Annotated in this window: 18 protein-coding genes; 7 read left to right on the forward strand and 11 right to left on the reverse strand. The window is 64.1% G+C overall.

Going from position 1 to position 21,335, the window contains the following annotated elements:
- Window positions 1–2 precede the first annotated feature (2 nt).
- The 5 genes from X751_RS153480 to X751_RS153460 all read left to right on the forward strand — a co-directional run bounded on the left by X751_RS153480 (window position 3) and on the right by X751_RS153460 (window position 7,428).
- On the forward strand, window positions 3–2,114 hold the full coding sequence (locus X751_RS153480) for an ABC transporter substrate-binding protein (protein ID WP_023725460.1): 2,112 nt from the start codon (window positions 3–5) through the stop codon (window positions 2,112–2,114).
- A 99-nt stretch (window positions 2,115–2,213) separates the two neighbouring features.
- Window positions 2,214–3,221 (forward strand): ABC transporter permease, encoded by a 1,008-nt coding sequence (locus tag X751_RS153475; RefSeq protein ID WP_023668135.1) that lies wholly within the window; start codon window positions 2,214–2,216, stop codon window positions 3,219–3,221.
- Window positions 3,222–4,358, forward strand: coding sequence for an ABC transporter permease (locus X751_RS153470; RefSeq protein WP_023687914.1), 1,137 nt, complete (start codon window positions 3,222–3,224; stop codon window positions 4,356–4,358).
- 10 nt (window positions 4,359–4,368) lie between these two features.
- Window positions 4,369–6,036, forward strand: a complete 1,668-nt coding sequence (locus X751_RS153465; protein ID WP_023744528.1) for an ABC transporter ATP-binding protein — start codon at window positions 4,369–4,371, stop codon at window positions 6,034–6,036.
- Window positions 6,037–6,057: 21 nt separating this feature from the next.
- Complete coding sequence (locus X751_RS153460; protein ID WP_023744529.1) at window positions 6,058–7,428, forward strand: alpha-glucosidase/alpha-galactosidase; 1,371 nt, start codon at window positions 6,058–6,060, stop codon at window positions 7,426–7,428.
- Between the two features lie 29 nt (window positions 7,429–7,457).
- Here the strand turns inward: X751_RS153460 and X751_RS153455 are convergent, their stop codons facing one another.
- Window positions 7,458–9,104 (reverse strand): acetolactate synthase large subunit, encoded by a 1,647-nt coding sequence (locus tag X751_RS153455; RefSeq protein WP_023744530.1) that lies wholly within the window; start codon window positions 9,102–9,104, stop codon window positions 7,458–7,460.
- Between the two features lie 108 nt (window positions 9,105–9,212).
- The gene (locus X751_RS153450) at window positions 9,213–10,121 is read right to left on the reverse strand and encodes an AraC family transcriptional regulator (protein WP_198022437.1); all 909 of its coding nucleotides are present in this window, start codon (window positions 10,119–10,121) and stop codon (window positions 9,213–9,215) included.
- A 126-nt stretch (window positions 10,122–10,247) separates the two neighbouring features.
- Here X751_RS153450 and X751_RS153445 point away from each other — a divergent pair, with 126 nt between their 5' ends.
- Complete coding sequence (locus tag X751_RS153445) at window positions 10,248–10,904, forward strand: glutathione S-transferase family protein (RefSeq protein ID WP_023687919.1); 657 nt, start codon at window positions 10,248–10,250, stop codon at window positions 10,902–10,904.
- A gap of 125 nt (window positions 10,905–11,029) precedes the next feature.
- Window positions 11,030–11,590 (forward strand): FMN reductase, encoded by a 561-nt coding sequence (msuE, locus tag X751_RS153440; RefSeq protein WP_023744532.1) that lies wholly within the window; start codon window positions 11,030–11,032, stop codon window positions 11,588–11,590.
- Between the two features lie 160 nt (window positions 11,591–11,750).
- On the opposite strand, the gene X751_RS153435 is transcribed toward msuE, so the two are convergent.
- The 9 genes from X751_RS153435 to pcaQ form a co-directional block, all read right to left on the reverse strand.
- Window positions 11,751–12,782: a hydroxyacid dehydrogenase gene (locus tag X751_RS153435; RefSeq protein WP_023744533.1), complete on the reverse strand. Its 1,032-nt coding sequence runs from the start codon at window positions 12,780–12,782 to the stop codon at window positions 11,751–11,753.
- A gap of 253 nt (window positions 12,783–13,035) precedes the next feature.
- Entirely contained in the window at window positions 13,036–14,481 is a 1,446-nt protein-coding gene (locus X751_RS153430; protein ID WP_023744534.1) for an aldehyde dehydrogenase, read from the reverse strand.
- Window positions 14,482–14,575: 94 nt separating this feature from the next.
- Entirely contained in the window at window positions 14,576–15,361 is a 786-nt protein-coding gene (locus X751_RS153425) for a coniferyl-alcohol dehydrogenase (RefSeq protein ID WP_023744535.1), read from the reverse strand.
- A gap of 2 nt (window positions 15,362–15,363) precedes the next feature.
- Window positions 15,364–16,428 carry a branched-chain amino acid ABC transporter permease gene (locus X751_RS153420; protein WP_023744536.1) on the reverse strand — a complete coding sequence of 355 codons (1,065 nt, stop codon included), beginning with the start codon at window positions 16,426–16,428 and terminating at the stop codon, window positions 15,364–15,366.
- Complete coding sequence (locus X751_RS153415) at window positions 16,425–17,321, reverse strand: branched-chain amino acid ABC transporter permease (RefSeq protein WP_023725449.1); 897 nt, start codon at window positions 17,319–17,321, stop codon at window positions 16,425–16,427. Before X751_RS153415 ends, X751_RS153420 begins: the two co-directional genes overlap by 4 nt.
- Window positions 17,318–18,046, reverse strand: a complete 729-nt coding sequence (locus tag X751_RS153410; protein WP_023744537.1) for an ABC transporter ATP-binding protein — start codon at window positions 18,044–18,046, stop codon at window positions 17,318–17,320. Before X751_RS153410 ends, X751_RS153415 begins: the two co-directional genes overlap by 4 nt.
- A complete protein-coding gene (locus tag X751_RS153405; protein WP_031214635.1) occupies window positions 18,043–18,786 on the reverse strand; it encodes an ABC transporter ATP-binding protein in 744 nt (247 codons plus the stop codon). The genes X751_RS153410 and X751_RS153405 overlap by 4 nt, the downstream gene beginning before the upstream one ends.
- 20 nt (window positions 18,787–18,806) lie before the next feature.
- Window positions 18,807–20,105: an ABC transporter substrate-binding protein gene (locus X751_RS153400; RefSeq protein WP_023744538.1), complete on the reverse strand. Its 1,299-nt coding sequence runs from the start codon at window positions 20,103–20,105 to the stop codon at window positions 18,807–18,809.
- A gap of 276 nt (window positions 20,106–20,381) precedes the next feature.
- The gene (pcaQ, locus tag X751_RS153395) at window positions 20,382–21,299 is read right to left on the reverse strand and encodes a pca operon transcription factor PcaQ (RefSeq protein WP_023685275.1); all 918 of its coding nucleotides are present in this window, start codon (window positions 21,297–21,299) and stop codon (window positions 20,382–20,384) included.
- Between the last annotated feature and the right edge of the window lie 36 nt (window positions 21,300–21,335).

Below are 21,335 nucleotides of genomic sequence, written 5' to 3' on the forward strand. Positions count from 1 at the left end.
CAATGAGGAACTTTCGTGGAATTGGCATTCTCGCCGGGCGAAGAATTGGCATTCTCGCCGGGCTGGCGCTGAGCGTCTCGGCATTGGCGCTTGGCAGTGCATACGCGTCCGAGCCGACCACGCCGCCGGCGCCGGCGGCGTTTCCCGCCGAGGGCAAAATCAAATACGTCGCCCGCGATTCCATCCTGGAGTTCAAGGCGCTGCCCGAATATCACGAGCCCGAGTGGGTCACCGAGAAATACGTCAAGACTGGCAAGCTGCCGCCGGTCAAGGATCGCCTGCCGAAGGAGCCGCTGGTGTTCAAGACCGGCAACATGCCGGACGGCATCGGCGTTTATGGCGACACCATGCGCCACGTCATTGGCGGCCGGCCGGAAGGCTGGAATTATGGCGCCGGCCAGACCCAAGGATGGGGCGGCATCGACATCGGCCTTTCGGAATGCCTGACGCGCACCGCGCCTTTGTTCCAGGTCGAGGCCAAGGACACCGAGCCGCTGCCCAACCTCGCCAGGAGCTGGGACTGGTCGAAGGATGGCCACACGCTGACCATGCACCTGGTCGAAGGCGCCAAATGGTCTGACGGCGTTGCCTTCAATGCCGACGATGTCATGTTCTACTGGGACGATGAGGTCGTCGACCCCAATGTCTCGCCGTTGAACGGCGCCACAGCGGAAACCTTCGGTGTCGGCACGACGCTGAAGAAGGTCGACGACTACACCGTCGAGTGGACCTTCAAGGACGCTTTCCCCAAACAGTATCTCTACGCCATGGCCTACGGCACCTTCTGCCCCGGCCCGGCGCATATCCTGAAGCCGCAGCATCCGAAGTACTCGAAGAATACCTACGAGCAGTTCAAGAACGCGTTCCCGCCGGAATATATGAACATTCCGGTGATGGGTGCCTGGGTGCCGGTGGAGTATAGGCCCGACGACATCATCGTCTTGCGCCGCAATCCCTACTACTGGAAGGTCGACGAGAAGGGCAACCAGCTGCCCTATCTCAACGAACTGCACTACAAGCTGTCGACCTGGGCCGACCGCGACGTGCAGGCGGTGGCAGGGGCCGCCGACTTCTCCAACCTCGAGCAGCCGGAGAATTTCGTCGCTTCGCTGAAGCGAGCGGCGGACAAGGACGCGCCGGCCCGGCTCGCCTTTGGCCCGCGCCTGATCGGCTACAATCTGCGCATGAACTTTTCCGCCAATGGCTGGGGCAATCCCGACGAACGCGGCCAGGCGATCCGCGAGCTCAATCGCAATGAGGACTTCCGCAAGGGCATCACCATGGCGCTCGACCGCAAGGCGCTCGGCGACTCGCTGGTCAAGGGGCCGTTCACCGCCATCTACCCCGGTGGCTTTTCCTCGGGCACCAGCTTCTATGACCGCAACTCGACCGTCTACTATCCCTTCGACATCGAGGGCGCCAAGGCGGAACTGGCCAAGGCTGGTCTCAAGGATACGGATGGCGACGGCTTCGTGAACTTCCCGGCCGGGACCGCCGGCGGCAAGAATGTCGAGATCGTGATGCTGGTCAACAATGACTACGGCACAGACAAGAGCCTCGCCGAAGGCGTCGTCGGCCAGATGGAAAAGCTTGGCATCAGGGTCGTGCTCAACGGCCTCAACGGCACCCAGCGTGATGCCTCGCAATATTCCGGCCGCTTCGACTGGCTGATCAGGCGCAACGAGCAGGAGCTGACTTCCGTCGTGCAGAATACCGTGCAACTCGCGCCCGTCGGACCCAAGACCAGCTGGGATCACCGCGCGCCCGAAAGCGGCGTGGTCGACCTGATGCCGTTCGAAAAGGAGCTTGTCGACATCGTCAACAAGTTCGTCTCCTCGTCAGACAATGACGAGCGCGCCAGCCTGATGAAGACGTTCCAGAAGATCTCGACGGAGCATGTCTACAATATCGGACTGACCGAATATCCCGGCGCCCTGATCATCAACAAGCGCTTCTCCAACATCCCGCAGGGAACGCCGATCTTCATGTTCAACTGGGCCGAGGATTCGATCGTGCGCGAACGCGTCTTCGTCGCCGCCGACAAGCAGCAGAAATACGAACTCTTTCCCGACCAGCTTCCCGGCAAGCCCGGCGACAAGGGTCCGACGAACTGAGTTTCCTCCCCTGGCTGACGCCCGGCCGCGCTGCGCGCGCGGCCGGGACGGAGTAAGGTCAGCGGCAACAGATTAGATCCAAGGAGGAGAAACGGTCCGATGCTGCGATTCCTGGCCATGCGCATAGCATCGGCGGTGCCGGTCATGGTCATCCTGAGCCTGGTCACCTTTGCCATCATCCAGGCGCCGCCGGGCGACTATGCCGACTATATCCGTTCGCAGCTCATCAACCAGGGCGGGGCGTCTTTTGCCGAAGCCGACGCGCAGGCGCAGGCCTATCGGGTCGAGCACGGCCTCGATAAACCGCTGCCCGTCCAGTACCTGAACTGGGTCGCCGGCATCATCACCCGCGGCGATTTCGGCTACAGCCTCTATTACAACAAGCCGGTCGCCGCAGTGGTCGGCGAGCGGCTGCCGCGCACGCTGCTGCTGGCATTGGTCTGCCATCTGCTGGCGTCGGTGCTCGGCATCACCTTCGGCATCTGGGCGGCGACCAGGCAATACACATGGATCGACTCGGTGCTGTCGGCCATCTCCTTCCTCGGCATGACGGTGCCGCGCTTCCTGATGGCGCTGATCATCGTCTATCTCCTGGTCTTCCAGTTCAACGTGTCGGAGATCGGCAGCTTCTTCTCGCCGCAATATGGCGGCGCGCCGTGGTCGTGGGCGAAATTCGCCGACCTCGTCAAGCATGTCTGGCCGGTGGTGGCGATCGCCACCTTCGGCGGGCTCGCCTACAATATGCGCGTCATGCGCGGCAATCTGCTCGATACGCTGAACGCGCAATATGTCGAGACGGCCAAGGCCAAGGGCCTGACCGGCAGCGCCGTCGTCATGCGCCATGCCGTGCCCAACGCACTGCACCCGCTCATCATGTATCAGGGCGTGGTGCTGCCCTACATGCTGACCGGCGAGATCGAGACGGCGATCATCTTTGCGCTGCCGACGGTCGGGCCCGCCATCGTCGGCTCGATGGCGGTCGGCGACGTTTATGTCACGGCGACCTTCATGATGGTGCTGTCGGCAACGCTGATCGTCGGCAACATCATCGCCGACATGCTGCTCGCGCTGCTCGATCCGCGCGTACGCCAGTTCAGGGAGAGCTAGATGCTGGCGCGTGACCCATCCCCGCCGCCGCCCCCGGCTGAAGCAACCGCGATTGCGACCCCACGCGGCAATGAGAGCTATATGGCGCTGGTCTGGCGCCGGCTGAGGCGCTCCTGGACCGGCATGGCCGGGCTGATCCTGGTCGTGCTTCTGGTGCTGATGGCGCTGTTCGCCGATTTCTTCGCGCCGATGGACCCCAAGGTGACCGATGTCGCTTTCGCCCCGCCGCAAGTGATGAGTTTTCACGACAGAGACGGGAATTTCGTGCTCCAGCCGCGGGTCTATGCGCTGGCGGATTCTGCAGACCTCGACCCGGTCACCTTCCAGCCGGTCGTCGGGCCGGATTACGAGCATCCGCGCCTGCTCGGCTTCTTCGTCAAGGGCGCCGACTACCGGCTGCTTGGCCTGATCCCCGCCAACCGGCATTTCTTCGCTTCGGCCGACGGCCAGCCGGTGCATTTTCTCGGCACCGACAAATTCGGCCGCGATGTGCTGTCGCGCGCCATCCAGGGCTCGCGCGTCTCGCTGATGATCGCGCTGACGGTGGTGTTCATCATCACCGTCATCGGCACCACGGTCGGCATGGTCTCGGGCTATTTCGGCGGCCGCTTCGACGTCTGGATGCAGCGCTTTGTCGAGCTGGTGCTCGCCTTCCCGCAATTGCCGCTCTATCTTGCGCTGACGACGCTGATCCCGGTGACCGCGCCGACCAACGTCTTCCTCGCCTTCGTCATCATCGTCATGTCGGCGCTGGGCTGGGCGCAGATGTCGCGCGAGGTGCGCGGCAAGACGCTGGCGCTGGCGCGGATCGACTATGTGCGCGCTGCCATGGCGGTCGGCGCCACCGACATGCGTATCATCATGCAGCACATTTTTCCCAATGTGATGAGCCACGTCATCGTCGCCGTGACGATCGCGATCCCGACGGTGGTACTGCTCGAAGCCTTTCTCGGCTTCCTCGGCTTCGCCGTGAAACCGCCGCTGATCTCATGGGGGCTGATGCTGCAGGACACGGCTACCTATTCGGTCATCGGCACCTATCCGTGGATCCTGTCGCCGGTCGGCTTCGTGCTGATCACCGTCTTTGCCTTCAACGCGCTGGGCGACGGCCTGCGCGATGCCGTCGATCCTTATTGAGGTGGCCGGGATGACTGTAGCGCTCGCAGCCACCTTCGCCCCAGCCGTCCGGTTCGACCATGCCGGCCGCCACGACCAACCCATCATCGATGCCCGCAACATCGAGGTCGCCTTCAAGGTCGAGCACGGCGTCGTCGACGCTGTGAAGGATGTCTCGTTCCAGCTTTATCGCGGCGAGACGATCGCCATCGTAGGTGAGTCCGGTTCCGGCAAGTCGGTGACGGCGCGTGCTGTCATGGGGCTCTTGTCGAAGCGGGCCACCGTGTCGCCGAAATCCACCATCCACTATTGCGGGCAGGACATACTGAAATTCCCCGAGAGCGCCCGGCGCAAGTTGCGCGGCAATCGCATCTCGATGATCTTCCAGGAGCCGATGAGCTCGCTCAACCCGATCTATACGGTCGGCAGCCAGATCGTCGAGGCGATCAGAGTGCATCGAAAGGTCAGCCGCAAGCAAGCCTGGGCGCGGGCGCTCGAGCTTTTGCGGCATGTCCAGATCCCCGAGCCGGAAGCGCGCATCAAACAGTATCCGCACCAGATGTCGGGCGGGCAGCGCCAGCGCGTGATGATCGCCATGGCGCTCGCCAACGACCCCGATGTGCTGATCGCCGACGAGCCAACGACAGCGCTCGACGTCACGGTGCAAGCACAGATCCTCAATTTGATCCGCAATCTGCAAAAAGAACTCAGGATGGCGGTCATCCTGATCACCCACGACCTCACCGTGGTGCGGAAATTCTCGGACTATGTCTATGTCATGCAGCATGGCGAGATGTGCGAGCACAACGTTACCGAGCGGCTGTTCGCCGACCCGCAGCATGCCTATACCAAGCGGCTGCTCGCTTCAGAGCCGCACGGCAAGCCGCACCCGCTGCCGGAAAACAGCGGCACCATCCTCGAGGCCCGCAATATGCGCGTCTGCTTCATGCTGCGCCATGGCAGCTTCCTGAAGCCGGACTGGCGCGAGCTGGTCGCCGTCGACGATCTCGGCCTGAAGCTTTGCCGCCACGAGACACTGGGGCTGGTCGGCGAATCCGGCTCCGGCAAGACCACCTTCGGTCTCGCCTTGCTCAAGCTCACCGAGGCCAAGCGCGGCGAGGTCAGCTTCGACGGCCAGCCGATCCACGGCCTGTCGCGCGCCGAGATGCGGCCGCTGCGCTCGCGCATGCAGGTCGTTTTTCAGGATCCGTTCTCGTCGCTCAACCCGCGCATGACGATCGGCCAGATCATCGAGGAAGGGCTGGTCGTCAACAGGATCGGCACGACACGGCGCGAGCGGGTCGATCGGGTTCGCGACGCCCTGGTCAGCGCCGGCATGCCCGGCGATATCCTGTCGCGGTTCCCGCACGAATTTTCCGGCGGCCAGCGGCAGCGCATCGCCATTGCCCGAGCCATCGCGCTGGAGCCCGAATTCATCCTGCTCGATGAACCGACATCGGCGCTCGACCTTTCGGTGCAGGCGCAGATCATCGACTTGTTGCGCAAGCTGCAGGACGAACGCGGCCTTAGCTATCTCTTCATTTCGCACGACCTCAAGGTGGTGCGCGCGCTCTGCCATCGCGTCATCGTCATGCAGAACGGCAAGATCGTCGAACAGGGACCCGTCGACGAGGTCCTCACCCATCCCAAGACCGCCTACACCGAACGGCTCGTCAGGGCCGCCTTCGACGTGGCGTAGCAAAGTGCCGGAGGTTTAATAGTGGCAAGACATCCCAGGATCACCTTCATTGGCGCGGGTTCGACCGTGTTCATGAAGAACATTGTCGGCGACGTGCTGCAGCGGCCATCGCTGTCAGGCGCGACGATCGCGCTGATGGACATCAATCCGCAGCGGCTGGAAGAGAGCGCCGTCGTCGTCAACAAGCTGATCGCGACGCTGGGCGTGAAGGCGAAGGCCGAGACCTATTCCGACCAGCGCAGGGCGCTCGCCGGCGCCGACTTCGTCGTGGTCGCCTTCCAGATCGGCGGCTATGAGCCCTGCACCGTCACCGATTTCGAGGTGCCGAAGAAATACGGCCTGCGCCAGACCATTGCCGACACGCTCGGCGTCGGCGGCATCATGCGCGGCCTCCGGACCGTGCCGCATCTGTGGAAGATCTGCGAGGACATGCTGGCCGTCTGCCCCGACGCGATCATGCTGCAATACGTCAACCCGATGGCGATCAACACCTGGGCGATTTCAGAGAAATTTCCTGACATCAAACAGGTCGGCCTCTGCCATTCGGTGCAAGGCACGGCGATGGAACTGGCGCACGATCTCGACATTCCCTACGAGGAGATACGCTACCGCTCGGCCGGCATCAACCACATGGCCTTCTACCTGAAGTTCGAGCACCGGCAGCCGGATGGCTCTTACCGCAACCTCTATCCGGACCTCGTCCGCGCCTATCGCGAGGGCAGGGCGCCGAAGCCGGGCTGGAACCCGCGCTGCCCCAACAAGGTGCGCTACGAGATGCTGACGCGTCTCGGCTATTTCGTCACCGAAAGCTCCGAGCATTTCGCCGAATACACGCCCTATTTCATCAAGGAAGGCCGCCCCGACCTGATCGAGAAATTCGGCATTCCGCTCGACGAATATCCCAAGCGCTGCATCGAACAGATCGAGCGCTGGAAGGGCCAGGCCGAGGCCTATCGCTCGGCCGACCGCATCGAGGTCGAGCAATCGAAGGAATACGCGTCCTCGATCATGAACTCGGTGTGGACCGGCGAGCCTTCGGTGATCTACGGCAATGTCCGCAACAATGGCTGCATCACCTCGCTGCCGGACAATTGCGCCGCCGAGGTGCCGTGCCTGGTCGACGGCTCCGGCATCCAGCCGACCTATATTGGCGAACTGCCGCCGCAACTCACCGCGTTGATACGCACCAACATCAATGTGCAGGAACTGACGGTGCAGGCGTTGATGACCGAAAACCGCGAGCACATCTACCACGCGGCGATGATGGACCCGCATACGGCGGCCGAACTCGATCTCGACCAGATCTGGGCGCTGGTCGATGAGTTGCTGGCGGCGCATGGCGACTGGCTGCCGACCTGGGCGCGTGTGAGCGCCAAGGTCCGGGCCGCCTGAGCGCTGCTGCGGCGGTATCTACTCCACCGTCAGGCCTCCGGTGGCGCCGGCAACCGGTGGCGCAGTTCCTCGACCAGCACGCGCTCGTTCTCCGAATAGTCGATCGGAACGACGACGAGATGGACGCCACCGCCGGCAAAAGCCTGTTCAAGCGTCGATTGTATTTCTGAGACGGCGCCGACCCTGGTTCCCTTGGCGCCATAGGCCTCGGCATATCTGACGAAATCGGGATTGCCGAAGGTCATGCCGAAATCGGGGAACTGGTCGACCGCCTGCTTCCAGCGGATCATGCCGAAAGCATTGTCCTCGATGATCAGCACGACCAATTTGAGCTTCAGCCTGACGGCGGTTTCCAGTTCCTGGCTGTTCATCATGAAGCCGCCGTCGCCGCAGATCGCCATGACGCGGCGGCCGGGATAGAGCATCGCGGCCGTCATCGCCGAGGGCAGGCCGGCGCCCATCGTGGCCAGGGCGTTGTCGAGCAACAGCGTGTTGGCGACGCGCGTGCGGTAGTTGCGCGCAAACCAGATCTTGTACATGCCGTTGTCGAGCGCCAGGATGCCATCGGCCGGCATCACCGCGCGCACGTCATGCACCAGGCGCTGCGGCGTGAAACGGTCTTCGGTGGCGCGCGCGGCAATGCGGCTCAAAATGCTTTCGCGCAGCGGCAGCAGCGCCTGCGCGTTGGGGATCTTGCCCTCGAGGCGATCGGCAAGCAGCCGCAGTGAAGCGCCGATGTCGCCGACCACTTCGGTCTGCGGGAAATAGACCTGCTCGACATTGGCTGGCTGGTAACCGACATGGATCACCTTCGGTCCCTTGTCGCCCATAATGAAGGGCGGCTTCTCGATCGTGTCGTGGCCGATGGTGATGATGAGGTCGGCCTGTTCTATCGCCTCATGCACATAGTCGCGCTCCGACAGCGCCGCTGTGCCCATGTAGAGTTCGGTGCCGCCGGGCACCGTGCCCTTGCCCATCTGGGTGGTGAAATAGGGAATGCCGGTTCTGATGACGAACCGGGCGAGGTCGGAGGTCGAGCGCGGCCGCGACGCGGCGGCGCCCAGCATCGCCAGCGGCCGCTGCGCCTTGATGATCATCTCGGCGGCGCGGTCGAGCGCCAGCGGGCTGGCCAGCGGAAGCTCGACCGGATGCGGTGGGATCAGCGCGACATCGTCGCACTCCTCGGCCGCGATGTCTTCGGGCAGTTCCAGATGCACCGGTCCCGGACGCTCCTCCTCGGCAATCCGAAACGCTTCGCGCACCACGGCGGGAACGGTCTTCGCCGAGATGATCTGACGTGACAGCTTGGTCAACGGCTTCATCGCGGCGACGATGTCGACGATCTGGAAGCGGGCCTGGCGCGACGACCGGATGCCCTTCTGCCCGGTGATCATGATCATCGGCATGGCGCCCAGCAGCGCATAGGCGGCACCCGTCGTCAGGTTCAGGGCGCCAGGCCCGAGCGTGGTGATGCAGACGCCCGGCTTGCCGGTGAGCCTGCCATGGGTGGCGGCCATGAACGCCGCCGCCTGCTCATGACGGGTGAGGATGAGCTGGATCGAGGATTTGCGGATGGATTCGACGACGTCCAGGTTTTCTTCGCCGGGAATGCCGAAGATGCGATCGACGCCCTCATTCTCGAGGGCGGCAACAAGCAGGTCAGAACCTTTGGGCACGAAGCATCTCCTGGGGCAAAGCGGCGGCGAACCGCGGCGGGATATGATCAGACATAGTGCTGGCAAAGCCCTAGCGCGAGGCGCGGCCGCCGCCAATATCGCTCTGCCTTACAGATCCTTCCGTTTCCTGAATTGGCCGGGCGAGACGCCGGCGTGGCGCCTGAAGGCGGTGGAGAAGGCGGCTTCCGAGCTGTAGCCGACCGCCTCGGCGACTTGGCCCAGGCTCTTGCCCTCGTGCAGCAGCCGGCTGGCCTGCCGCATGCGGCAGCCGAAGAGATAGGCCATGGGCGCTTCGCCGACGAGATCGCGAAAGCGGGCGGCAAAGGTTGCCCTGGAGAGTCCGACCGCGCGTGCCAGGGTCTCGATCGTCCAGTCGTGGCCATAGGCTTCATGCAGGGTGGCGAGCGCTCTGGCGATCGCGGGGTCCTGCAATCCCCTCAGCCAACCTGGATTGTCCATGCTTTCCAGACCGGAGCGCAAGGCGCGCGTGACGATGGCCCCAGACAGGCGAGCCATGACCACGTCGCTGCCGGGACCTTCGTCGGTCGCTTCCACCAGCAAAGCCTCGACATAGCCACGCAGCCATTTGGGCAGACGGCCATTCGATCCCCGGATGTGAACGATGCGCGGCAGGCCGGCAAGTGCCGGATGGTCGACGTCGCGAAAGGCGAAGGCGCCGCACAGGATGACGGTCTTTTCGCCTTCGCCGCCGCTGCGAATACGCCCGGCTGCGGTTTGGGTCGCCAGTTCGGCGGCGGGGACGTTCGCGCTTTTGAGCGCGCCGGGCGACCGCAGCACATGCGGATCGGCGCGCGGTGCAATGATCAGGTCGCCGGCATCGAGAGGCTCCACATCTTCCTCACCGAACACCGCCTCGCATCGCCCCTTGATGACGACGTGAATGCCGCGAAGCCCAGCCTGGCTGAACGAGATCGCCCAGGGCGCGGCCAGTTCGAGGCGCCGGTACCCGGCGGCTGCGAAGTGCAATTCGCGCATGAGGGTAGCCAGGAGATCCACGCTCCGCTCCAGAAACAGACGATCGATAAATCAATCTAGACGCTGTCGAATAGCGCGCCGGCCTTACTGGACCTAGCTATGCCCGACAGGCCGCTTGTCGGCGATAACGAAACTCAGGAGTTATTCATGCCGCCAATCGAGCTTTTTGTCGCGCAGCTTTGTCCCTATGCGCACCGTGTCAGGCTCGCCCTTGCCGAGAAAGGCCTGCAGGCGACGGAAATCGAAATCGATCTGCGCAACAAGCCGGCGTGGTTCCTGAAACTCACGCCGACTGGAAAGGTGCCGCTGCTGCGCCATCAGGGGCAATATGTCAGGGAGTCGGCGATCATCTGCGAATATCTCGATGATGCATTCCCCGAACGGCCGATTTTCCCCAGGGATGCTCAGGCCCGCGCTGAGGCGCGCATCTGGATCAGCTTCGCCGACACACAGCTTTACGCCCGGACGGCAACCATGATGCACAGTTCCGACGCTATGGTTCATAAGCGGATCAAGGCCCAGCTTGCCGACGATCTGCGCTTTGTGGAACAGCATGCCTTCGCCCTGCGAGGGGCGGACGAACGGTTTTTGCTGGGCTCGGAATTCAGCGCCGCCGACATCGCCTTCTATCCCTGGTTCGAACAGCTGTGCGTGCTTGAGAAATATCTGGGCTTCGTCATGCCGACCGAATGCGAGCGCCTGCTGCGGTGGCAGGAAACGGTTGCCGCAAGGGAGGCGGTGCGGACCTGCGCGAGGTCGCCCGGCTTCTACCTGGAATCCTATGGCCCGCTTCTCGCGGCCTGAGACGAGCGGGCAACGGAAAAAAATTCCTCACTATGGTGCTGCAAGGTCAGTCATTTGCTTCTTGCGGCAGGCGCAAGCCTGTAAATATGCGGCATCAAGCAGGTCCCGCGAGAGGTGAGAGAAACATGCCCAATCCAACCGTCGTCGGGTTTTCCGGCAATTTCACCCGGCCGTCCAAGACGCGCGGCTTCGTCGACCAGGTCGTGAGGGACATTGCGCGCCAGCATGGATTGTCGGCGAGTACCTACGACGTCGAAGACCTCGGCCCCTCACTTGGCGCTGCCAAATGGGCGCGCGATCTCGACGGTCAGGCGCGGGCAATCTTCGACAGCGTCGTCAATGCCGATGTGCTGGTGGTGGGGTCGCCGACCTACAAGGGCAGCTACACCGGCCTGTTCAAGCACTTCTTCGATCTGTTCGATCCCGCTTCCTTGCGCGGTAAGCCGGTGGTGCTGCTTGCCACCGGCGGTAACGATCGCCACGCGTTGATCGTCGAGCACCAGTTGCGGCCGCTGTTCGGCTTCTTCGAGGCGCTGACGCTGCCGACAGGGGTCTATGCCACGGACAAGGACTTTTCCGACGGCGTGCTGCGGGCCGAACCCATCCTGAAGCGCGTCGATCAGGTTGTCGGCGAGGTCGGGCTGGTGCTGGCCAATCGCTCGGCAGCCGGCGTTGCTGCCGGATAGCACGCAGATTTTTACGTCATCCGCAAATCAATACCCCGCCGGCCAGGCCTGGCGGGGTATCGCCGTGCAAAGGTTCCCGCGCTTGCGGTCATCCTGAGCGACGATGACAACGCGGCTTGGCCAACTCCGAAATCCATTTCAGACGGATTTATCGCGATAACTAGTTCCTGTCCGCCGGCTTCGAACGCATCCTTGACACGGTCTCGCGCTCGGCGCGCTTGGAGCGCAGCGGCGGCAGGCCACGGTCGATCAGGTCCATGTCTTCCAGAACCATGTCGCCCATGCGCTTGAAGGCGATGTCAAGCGCACCGGCGCGGTGGGCGGAGCGCAGGAAGCCGGGGATCGCACGGACCGGATGGTCCTGCGCCAGCGGTTCTTCAGGGAAGACATCGCTGGCGGCGACGATGTGGCCGCTTTCCACCGCCGCCATCAGGGCAGGGAAGTCGACGACGCCGGCGCGGCTGAGCAGGATGAATGCGGCGCCCTTGCGCATGGAGGCAAAAGCATTGGCACCGAGAAAGCCCTGATTCTCTGAGGTCACCGAAGCGACGACGAAGACGAAATCGCTGGTCGACAGCACCTCGTCCAGCGAGGCCGGCTCGACGCCACTGTCGATCAGGATCGATGGCGGCAGCCAGGGATCGAAGACCTTGGTGCGGGTGCGAAAACCCGACAGCAGTCGGTTGAGCGCACGGCCGAGATCGCCGAAGCCGATGATGCCGACATCGGCGCCGGAGAGAAGCCGCGCCGTCAAATTGCCATCGCCGCCCCACAGCTCCTCGCCTTTGCGGAAAGCGAGGTCGGCATCGACAATATTTCGGGCAAGGTTGAGCGCCATGGCGAGGCCAAGCTCGGCCACCGGCTCGGCGAAGACGAGGCCGGTGGTGACGACATGGATGCCGCGCGCAAACAGCGTCTCATAGGGCATGTTGTTGATGAGGTTGGTCTCGACATTGAAGACGCAACGCAGCGCCTGCATCTGGTCCAAGGTCTCGGGCGAGATCGGCGGCTGGCCGATAATATAGCGGGCTTCGGCAAGCACGTCGGCGGGCAAGTTCGCCACGCCCTCGGCCGTCGTCTCGACGACGCGGTAATGCGCCTTGAGGCGCGCCAGCTGCGGTGGGGTGAAGATCAGGTTGAGCGTGCGTGGTTCCGGCGCGCTGATGACCAGCGGCAGGGCCTTGTTTGGCATGACGATTCCTCCCCGGCGCGATCCGCATCGCGTATTTTGCTTTGCACTTGTGGTAGTCCCAAAACCGCTTGCCGCCGTCCGGCGGCATGTGCTTGAGGGGTAAAATACCCACGATTAAACGATTTACAACTCCGGGAGGGGCCGCCGATCGCGTGGCTCGAGCCTTGCCGGGTTTTGATGCGGGAATCCGTTGGCTCGCCAGGCAACGGCCCTGAGGGCTCCTTTCCTTCTCCCCCTGTGAGAGAAGGTGCAGTCAAAACGGATAGTGCTGCCCCGGATCCTCGATCGTCAGCCAGCGCAGGTCGGTGAATTCGGCGATCGAGGCCTTGCCGCCGAAGCGGCCGTAGCCTGAACCCTTGACGCCGCCGAACGGCATTTGCGCCTCGTCGCCGACGGTCGGGCCGTTGATGTGGCAGATGCCGGCTTCGATGCGCGCGGCGACCGTCATGGCACGGCGGATATCGCGGCTGAACACGGCTGAGGACAGGCCGTATTCGGTGTCGTTGGCGACACGTACCGCTTCGTCCTCGCCCTCAACGCGGATCACGGGCTTGACCGGGCCGAAGGATTCTTCCGAATAGACGCGCATCGCCGGCGTCACGTGGTCGAGCAATGTCGCCTCGACCACGGTTCCGGTGCGCTTGCCGCCGGCCACAAGCCTGGCGCCCTTGGCGACGGCGTCGGCAACCAGTTCTTCCATCTTGTCGGCGGCCTGGCTGCTGATCAGCGAACCGAGCACGACATGGCCGCGCGGGTCGCCGGCCGGCAGCTGCGCCGCGCGGACGGCGAGCTTGGCGACGAATTCGTCGGCGACCTTTTCATCGACGACCAGACGCTCGGTCGACATGCAGATCTGGCCCTGATGCATGTAGGCGCCGAAGGTCGCCGCATTGACCGCGGCGTCGATGTCGGCATCGTCCAGCACGACCAGCGGCGCCTTGCCGCCAAGTTCGAGCAGCGCTGGCTTCAAGTGACGGCCGGCGAGTTCGGCAATGATCCTGCCGACCTTCGTCGAGCCGGTGAAGTTGACGCGTCTGACTGCTGGGTGCGCGACCAGTGTTTCGACGATTGCCGCTGCGTCCTTGGGGTCATTGGTGACGACATTGATGACGCCCTTGGGCAGGCCGGCCTCGACCAGCACCTGGCCGATCAGCCGGTGTGTGCCTGGGCACATTTCCGAAGCTTTCAGCACAACCGTGTTGCCGCAGGCGATCGGCATGGCGATGGCACGGGTTCCGAGGATGACCGGTGCATTCCACGGCGCGATGCCGAGGCAGACGCCGGCCGGCTGGCGGATCGCCATGGCCAGCGTGCCGGGCTTGTCGGAGGGAATGACCTCGCCCGAAATCTGCGTCGTCATGGCGGCTGCCTCGCGCAGCATTTTGGCGGCGAGCATGACGTTGAAGCCGGCCCAAGGGCCGGTGGCGCCGGTTTCTTCCATCATCAATTTGGTGAACTCGCCGACCTTGGAATCCATGACATCGGCTGCCCTGGACAGCAAAGCGCGGCGCTCGCCCGGTCCGGTCTTCGACCAGCTCTTGAAGGCAACGGCCGCGGCTTCCACCGCGGCATTGGCGTCGGCGATGCTGGCTGCGGCAGCGCGGGTCGCCAGCTTGCCGGTGAACGGGTCCATGCGCTCATAAGAGGCTGAGCCGGAGGCATCCCTTTTGTCGCCGTCGATCAGTAGTCCGATGTCCATTGTTCTCTCCCTCGCTCGCCGTCGAGCGTCTTTTCTATCTATTATCGACCACGATCTGATCCGAACACCGGCTCCCACTTTTCGGGATCATGGTCTAGAAGCCGAGTACCTCGGCATTGATCGATGCTTCAAGCCCACCGTCAACCGGCACATTGACGCCGTTGACCCAGCGTGCGCCGTCCGAGCACAGGAACAGCACGACAGGCGCGATGTCGCCCGAGGTTCCGGCGCGCCCGACCCTGGCGATGTCGCTGTCCACGCGGGCGTCACCCAGCACATTGCGGAACTGTTTGAGGATCGGCGTCTCGACCGGGCCGGGGCTCACTGCATTGACGCGGATGCCGCGGCTCCTGAACAGGTCCTGATGTGCGGCGCGCTGCGTCCACAACAGCAGCAGCTCCTTGGAAACGGGATAGCCTTCCTCGTTCTTCACCTGATGGTCGGCGATCATCTTCGCCACATCGGGAAAGCCTTCGATGCCGACCATCGATGCCGCGCGGTTGAGATTGGCGCGCCAGCCATAGCCGGCGATCGAGGCGACGTTGACCACGGCGCCGCCTTCACGAAGTCTTGGTGCGAGGCCTTCCGAGAGCGCGCGCAGGCCGTAGAAGTTGACGGCCAGTGTCGACACCGCACCGGTGTTGCCGGGGAGGCCGGCGACATTGCAGAGCGCATCGATGCGCTGCGGCAGGCGCCCGAGGAGATCGTCGACGCCGGCCTTGGATGAGATGTCAGCCTTGACGAAACTGCCGGCCGATGCTGCCGGTTCACGCATATCGACGCCGATCACGTCAGCGCCCAGTTGGCCGGCAAGTTCGGCCGTGCGAGCGCCGATACCAGAGGCGACACCGGTGATGAGGATGGTCTTGCCGAACAGCATGGTCACGCCTTTTCTGGATGCGTTGCGGCCTGTTGCGGCGAGGGCGCCGCGTCGCCATCTGCGGCGTTTGGCGGGAGCCTGACGCGATAGCCGACCGGCAGCAGGCGCAGGCCAAAGCGCTCCTCCAGCGTTCCCCACAGGCCGCGCGGCAGGAAGAGCGAGAACAGCACCGCCGTGGCGCCGAGGCCGATCAGATACCAGACGCCGGTGCCGCCGAACCAGGTCTCGATGAGGAAGAACAGCAGCGCACCCAGAATGGCGCCCTCGAAGGTGCCGATGCCGCCGACCAGCACCATGAAGATCATGTAGGCGGTCCACTGGACGTTGAAGTAGGTTTTCGGCTGGAAGGTGATCGACGTGGCCAACCACAGCGCGCCGGCCATGCCGATGCCGAAGGCGGCGAGCACGAAGAGCAGCCGCTTGGTTCCGGTGACGCGCACGCCGACCGATGCCGCGGCCTCCTCATTGTCCCTGATGGCGCGGATGGCCGCACCCGTGCTGCCGCGCAGCAAGCTAAACAGGGTGGCGAGCAGCGCCGTCATCGCGGCCAGCGCCAGCCAGTAGATCGTCGCCCGCCTGGAACCGGCGTCATAGACGTTGAGCGAGATCAGCGACGTCCCGGTCTCGCCTTGCACCAGCCGGTCGAGATTGACCAGGAGATGGGTGAGCGCCGCGATCACCCACATGCCGATGGCGAACTCGCCGTTCCTGAGCCGCAGCATGAACAGCGACATCGGCCAGGAGATCGCGCCGACAATGATCCCGGAGACGAACAGCGAAGCGAACGGGTTGAGGCCGGCATCGGCCAGGCGGATGGTGAAATAGGCGCCGAGGCCGAAGAACACTTGCTGTCCCACCGAAACCAGCCCGCCGAAGCCGGCCAGCGCGTTCCACATCGCTGCCAGGATCACATAGATGAACAAGGCGGTCACGCGGTCGACGGCGCCGGCCGACAGGAAATGCGGCGCGACGCCAAGTAGCGCGATGATGACGACGACCGCAATCGCCGAGATGCGCGAGGCGGAGGTGCCGCGCTCGATGACGGGGTCGTTTAAAACCGCGCTCATGATGCTTTCCTCGCGGGCAGGCGCAGCAGGCCGCGCAGGCCGAGGCCGGAGGTGGAGAGCCGGATGAACAGCACGATCAGGAAGGCGACATGGCCGCCGATCAGAAAACCTTGCGGATGGATCTGCGCGCCGAGCGTCTGGGCGAGCGCCAGAACGATGCCGCCGACCAGCGTGCCCCATAGCGAACCGGCGCCGCCGATCACGGCCGCCTCGAAAGCGAACAGCAATTGAGGTGCGCCGGTATAGGGATCGAAGGTGGCGCGCATGCCGAGGAAGGCACCGGCAAGACCGACCGTGACCATGGCGATGGCGGCCGCGAGGGCGTTGGCGCGGCGCGCATCGACGCCGACGAGACCGGCCGTGTCGGGATCTTCCGACGTGGCGCGGATCGAGCGGCCAAGCCTGGTGCGGGTGAGGAACAGCTGCAGTCCGCCAAGCAATATGACGGCGGCGGCGAACATGATCACGGCAAGCTTGCCGACATAGATGCTGCCCGGCCATTCCCAGGAATCGTAGGAGAGGCTGCCGATATAGGGCGCCAGCGAACGTGTGTCGGCGCCGAACTGCTCGAACAGCGCATTGTCGATGACGATGGCGAGGCCGAACGTGGTCAGGATCGGCAGGAGCGCGCCGCCGCGGGCGCTGCGCTCGAGCAGGAAGCGCTGCAGCGCCCAGCCGATGGCCGCCATCAGCGGCAGCACGATGAGCAGGCCGACGAAGGGCGAGATATGGAATTGCGAGGCGAGCCACCACAGCGCGTAGGCGGAAAACACGGCCAGGCTGCCATGCGCGAGGTTGATTATGCGCATCACCGAAAACATGAAGGAGAGGCCGCAGGCGATCAGCGCGTAGTAGCCGCCGAGCAGGATGCCCTGGACGATCTGGTTGCTCATGCCGGCACACTCCCGGCGCTTTTCCTGTGCAGGCCGAAATAGGCTTTCGTCACTTCATCGCGGGACATGCCCTTGCTCGGGCCTTCCAGCGCGACGCGTCCTTCGAGCATGCAGATGACCTTGTCCGAGACCGAGAGCGCGCGATTGAGGTCCTGTTCGACCAGGATGATCGTCGTGCCGGAGCTGATCAGCCCTTGCAGCGAAGCGTAGACGCGATCGACCACCAGCGGCGACAGGCCGAGCGAGACCTCGTCGAGCAGCAGCAGCTCCGGATTGCTCATCAACGCGCGGCCGATGGCGGTGGCCTGCTGCTCGCCACCGGAGAGATGCCCGGTCTTGGCGTGGCGGCGCGGCTTCAGATTGGGGAACGTGTCGAGCACTCGTTCCACGCTCCAGTCGCCGGGACGGCCGGCGGCCTTGCCAAGCAGGAGGTTCTCCTCGACCGTCATCTGCACGAACAGTTTTCGCCCTTCCTGCACCAGCGCGACGCCCATGCCGACGCGCTTGTGCGAGGGAACGCCGGTGATATCGGCGCCATTCAGCAGCACGCGGCCGGCCGTCGGCTGGTGCGCGCCGGCGATCGCCCGCAGCAGCGTCGTCTTGCCGGCGCCGTTGGCGCCGACCAGCGCCAGCGTTTCGCCGCGCTCGATCGTAAAGCTCACACCGCGCACCGCCTGCAACAGGCCATGGCGGACGACCAGATTCTCGATTGCGAGCAGGCTCATTTCGGGCCTCCGCCGAGATAGGCGCGCACGACTTCCGGGTCGGCCATCACCGCTTGCGGCTCGCCATCGGCGATGATCTTGCCGGCGTCCATACAGATCAGCCGCTCTGCCACCTGCAGCAGGATGTGGACGATGTGCTCGATCCAGACGATGCCGATCTTGCGGCGGCGCAATTCCTTGATGGTATCGACAAGTTCGCTCGCCTCGCCATCGGTCAGGCCGCCGCCGATCTCGTCGAGCAGAAGCAGCGTAGGCCTTGCCGCGAGCGCGCGGGCAAGTTCCAGCCGCTTGCGGTCGAGCAGGCCGAGCGTTTCGGCGCGCCGGTTGGCCACGCCCATCATGCCGCACAGTTTCAGCGCCTCCAGCGCCTCTTCATAGGCCTCGTCGCGGGCGAGACCGGCGCCATGCGACGCGGCAACAAAAACGTTCTCGAACGTGGTCATGCCGCTGAACGGCTTGGGCACCTGGTGCGTGCGCACCAGGCCGAGACGACAGCGCGCTGTAGCCGGCATCGCGGTCACATCGCCACCCTTGAAGGCGACCGTGCCGGCGCTCGGCGGGAAGGCGCCTGACAAGATGCTGAGCAGCGTCGTCTTGCCGGCGCCGTTGGGGCCGACGATGCCGACGGCCTCATCGGCATTCATGGCGAAGTCGACATCGTCGAGCACCACCAGCGCGCCGAAGCGTTTCTGGATGCCGGCAGCGCGGAGGATCGCGGCGTTTGCTGAACCGTTCACGATGCGATCCCCGTAACCGACCGTCAGCTGTTATACGGCTGGAGCTTGGCCTCGACCGGAACCTTCGGGTCGGTGGCGTTCTCGGTCACGACGTAGTCGAGCGGGAATTTGCCGCCTTCCTTGGCCGCCACCCATTGCGTGCCGATGATCGGGCCGGGAGAGACATTGGCGACCGGGCCGCTGGTGAAGTCGACCTTGCCGATCATGGTCTCGGTGTTGAGCGTGCTCAGCGCCTGGGCGACGGCCGCCTTGTCCTTGGCGTCGGTGCTTGCCTTCAGCGCCTCGAAGCCGGCGTCGAGCAGCGACATCGAGGCGCCGAGCTGCTGCGTCCACTGCTTGCCGCTGGCGGCCTCATAACCGTCGGCCAGTTCGATCCCCGAAACGCCGGTCAGCGGCGACTTGTAGGGAAAGGCCTTGTGCCAGTAAGCGGCGCTCGAAATCTTGTTGCCGAGATCGCCCAGCGCCTCGATGTCGGACGGGAACAATCCGGTCTTGGCGACCTGGCAGATCTTGATCTGCTTGATCAGGCCTTGCTGTGCAGCCTGACGCCAGAAGGCGGCGAAGTCCGGCGGGATCGGGAAGGAGTTGAAGATCTCGACGCCTTCCTGCTTGAACAGCGCGATCTGCGAGGAATAGTCGGTGGTGCCGGTCTCGTAGGCGCCGGGATCGACGATGGTGAAACCCTGCTTTGCCAGCAACGGCGCCAGATGGGTGCGGATGGCATTGCCGTCTGCGTCGTTGGGGTACATGACGCCGACCTTCTTGTTGGTCTCGATCAGGTTCCATTGCGAGATGTAGGTCCGGAAGAACTCGTCGACGCCGAAGCCGAAATGATAGGTCCATTTGAACGGCGAGGGTTCGCCGGGCTTGGCGCCGCGGCCGAAATACCAGGCCTCCCACGGCATGACGGTGGAGAGGCAAGGCACGCCGGCGGCTTCGCAGGCGTCGGCGACCGGGTTGATCACCTCCGGCGTCGACACCGCCAGCATCAGGTCGACGGCTTGGTTGTTGATGAGGTCCTTGGCGAGCTGGCCGGCGCGCGACGGGTCGGATTGCGTGTCCTGGTCGATGATCTCGACACTGTATTTCTTGCCGCCGATGTCGAGGCCGTTGGCGAGCGCCTTGCGGGCGAGATCGAGCACATAGCCGTCGGTCTGGCCGAAGCCGGCGAGCGGCCCGGTGCGCGGGCTGACAAAGCCGACCTTCAGCGTGTCGGCGGCCTGCGCGAAGGCCTGGCCGCGGCTGAGCGCAAGTGCCGCGCCGCCGGCGAGCGATGTGGCGATGAACTGGCGCCGCGAGACGCCGGATTTGCTTGAGGTCATGCTGGTATTCCTCCCGTTCCTGACGGCACCTGGAGGTCACCGCCGGCCTGCTCAAAATCGATGCCGCCCGTTCTTAAGATCGGAGATCGCCCCGGCAGGCCTTGAGGCGGCAGCGGAACGCCGCCAATGCCGATAACGGCACGATTTCGATCCTCCCATGGTCACAGTGCCCTAGGTGTTTGGTTTGGTAAAATGATATTTTGCGGTGTTTCGTTAACCAACAGGTTATGGAAATACGGCTGAAGGCCCGCTCTGCGCCAGATTGGCGAAAGGTGCTCAGGCGTTCTGGCTGGCCGCCTCGCGAATGGTCTGCAGCAGGATGGTGAAGGCCGGCGAAGGCGCAGTGTCGGTCCGCATCGTCAGGCCGACCGGCCCTTTGGTTTCCTCGGTGTTGACGGGCAAGGCGACGAAGGCGCCGCTGGAGAGTTCGTTGGCGACGACGCCTGTCGATATGATCCAGACCGCGTTGCTTTGGCGCAGGAAGGCACGGCCGAAGGAATCCGAGACGGTCTCGATCTCGGTCGCAGGCGCCGTCATGCCGTTGGTGATGAACAGGCGGTCGACGAACGGGCGGATGACCGATTCCCGCGTCGGCATCAGCACCGGAAATTCATCGAGCCGGGCGAAGATGTCCTGGCCCGGCTGCAGCAGCGGATGGCCGGCCCTCACCACGAACAGCACCGGTTCGGAATAGAGATGCTCGAAGAAGAAGCCGGTCATGTTTTCCGGCGCCGCAAGCCGGCCGACGACGAGATCGAGCGCACCGACGCGCAACTGTTCCAGCAGGACCGCGTTCTCGCCGGTGACGATCTTGATCGCAGCACCGGTATTTTCACTCAGGAACAGGCTTATGGCGCGTGGCATCACCTTGGCCGACACTGTCGGGAGCGCGCCGATGCGGATCGGATGCCGGTTGATGGCGCCGTCCTGGCGGACGGAATCGACGCCGCGCTTCAGTGCCGTGATCGCCGTGCCGGCATGGCCGAGAAAGATTTCGCCAAGCCGTGTCACCCTGATGCCGCGGCCGTCGCGTTCGACGACAGCGATGCCAAGCGCCTCCTCCAATTCGCGCAACGTCTTGGTCACGGCCGGTGGGCTGACATGGAGAAAGTCGGCCGCCCTCGCCACGCTGCCTTGCCGCGCTACCTCAAGGAATGCCTGCAGGTGACGGAACCTTATGCGGCTTTCGGACATGTTCTCATAACCTAGCAGTTAATGAAACGGCGTAAA

The sequence above is a fragment of the Mesorhizobium sp. LNJC394B00 genome, from assembly GCF_000502555.1.
Taxonomy (GTDB): domain Bacteria; phylum Pseudomonadota; class Alphaproteobacteria; order Rhizobiales; family Rhizobiaceae; genus Mesorhizobium.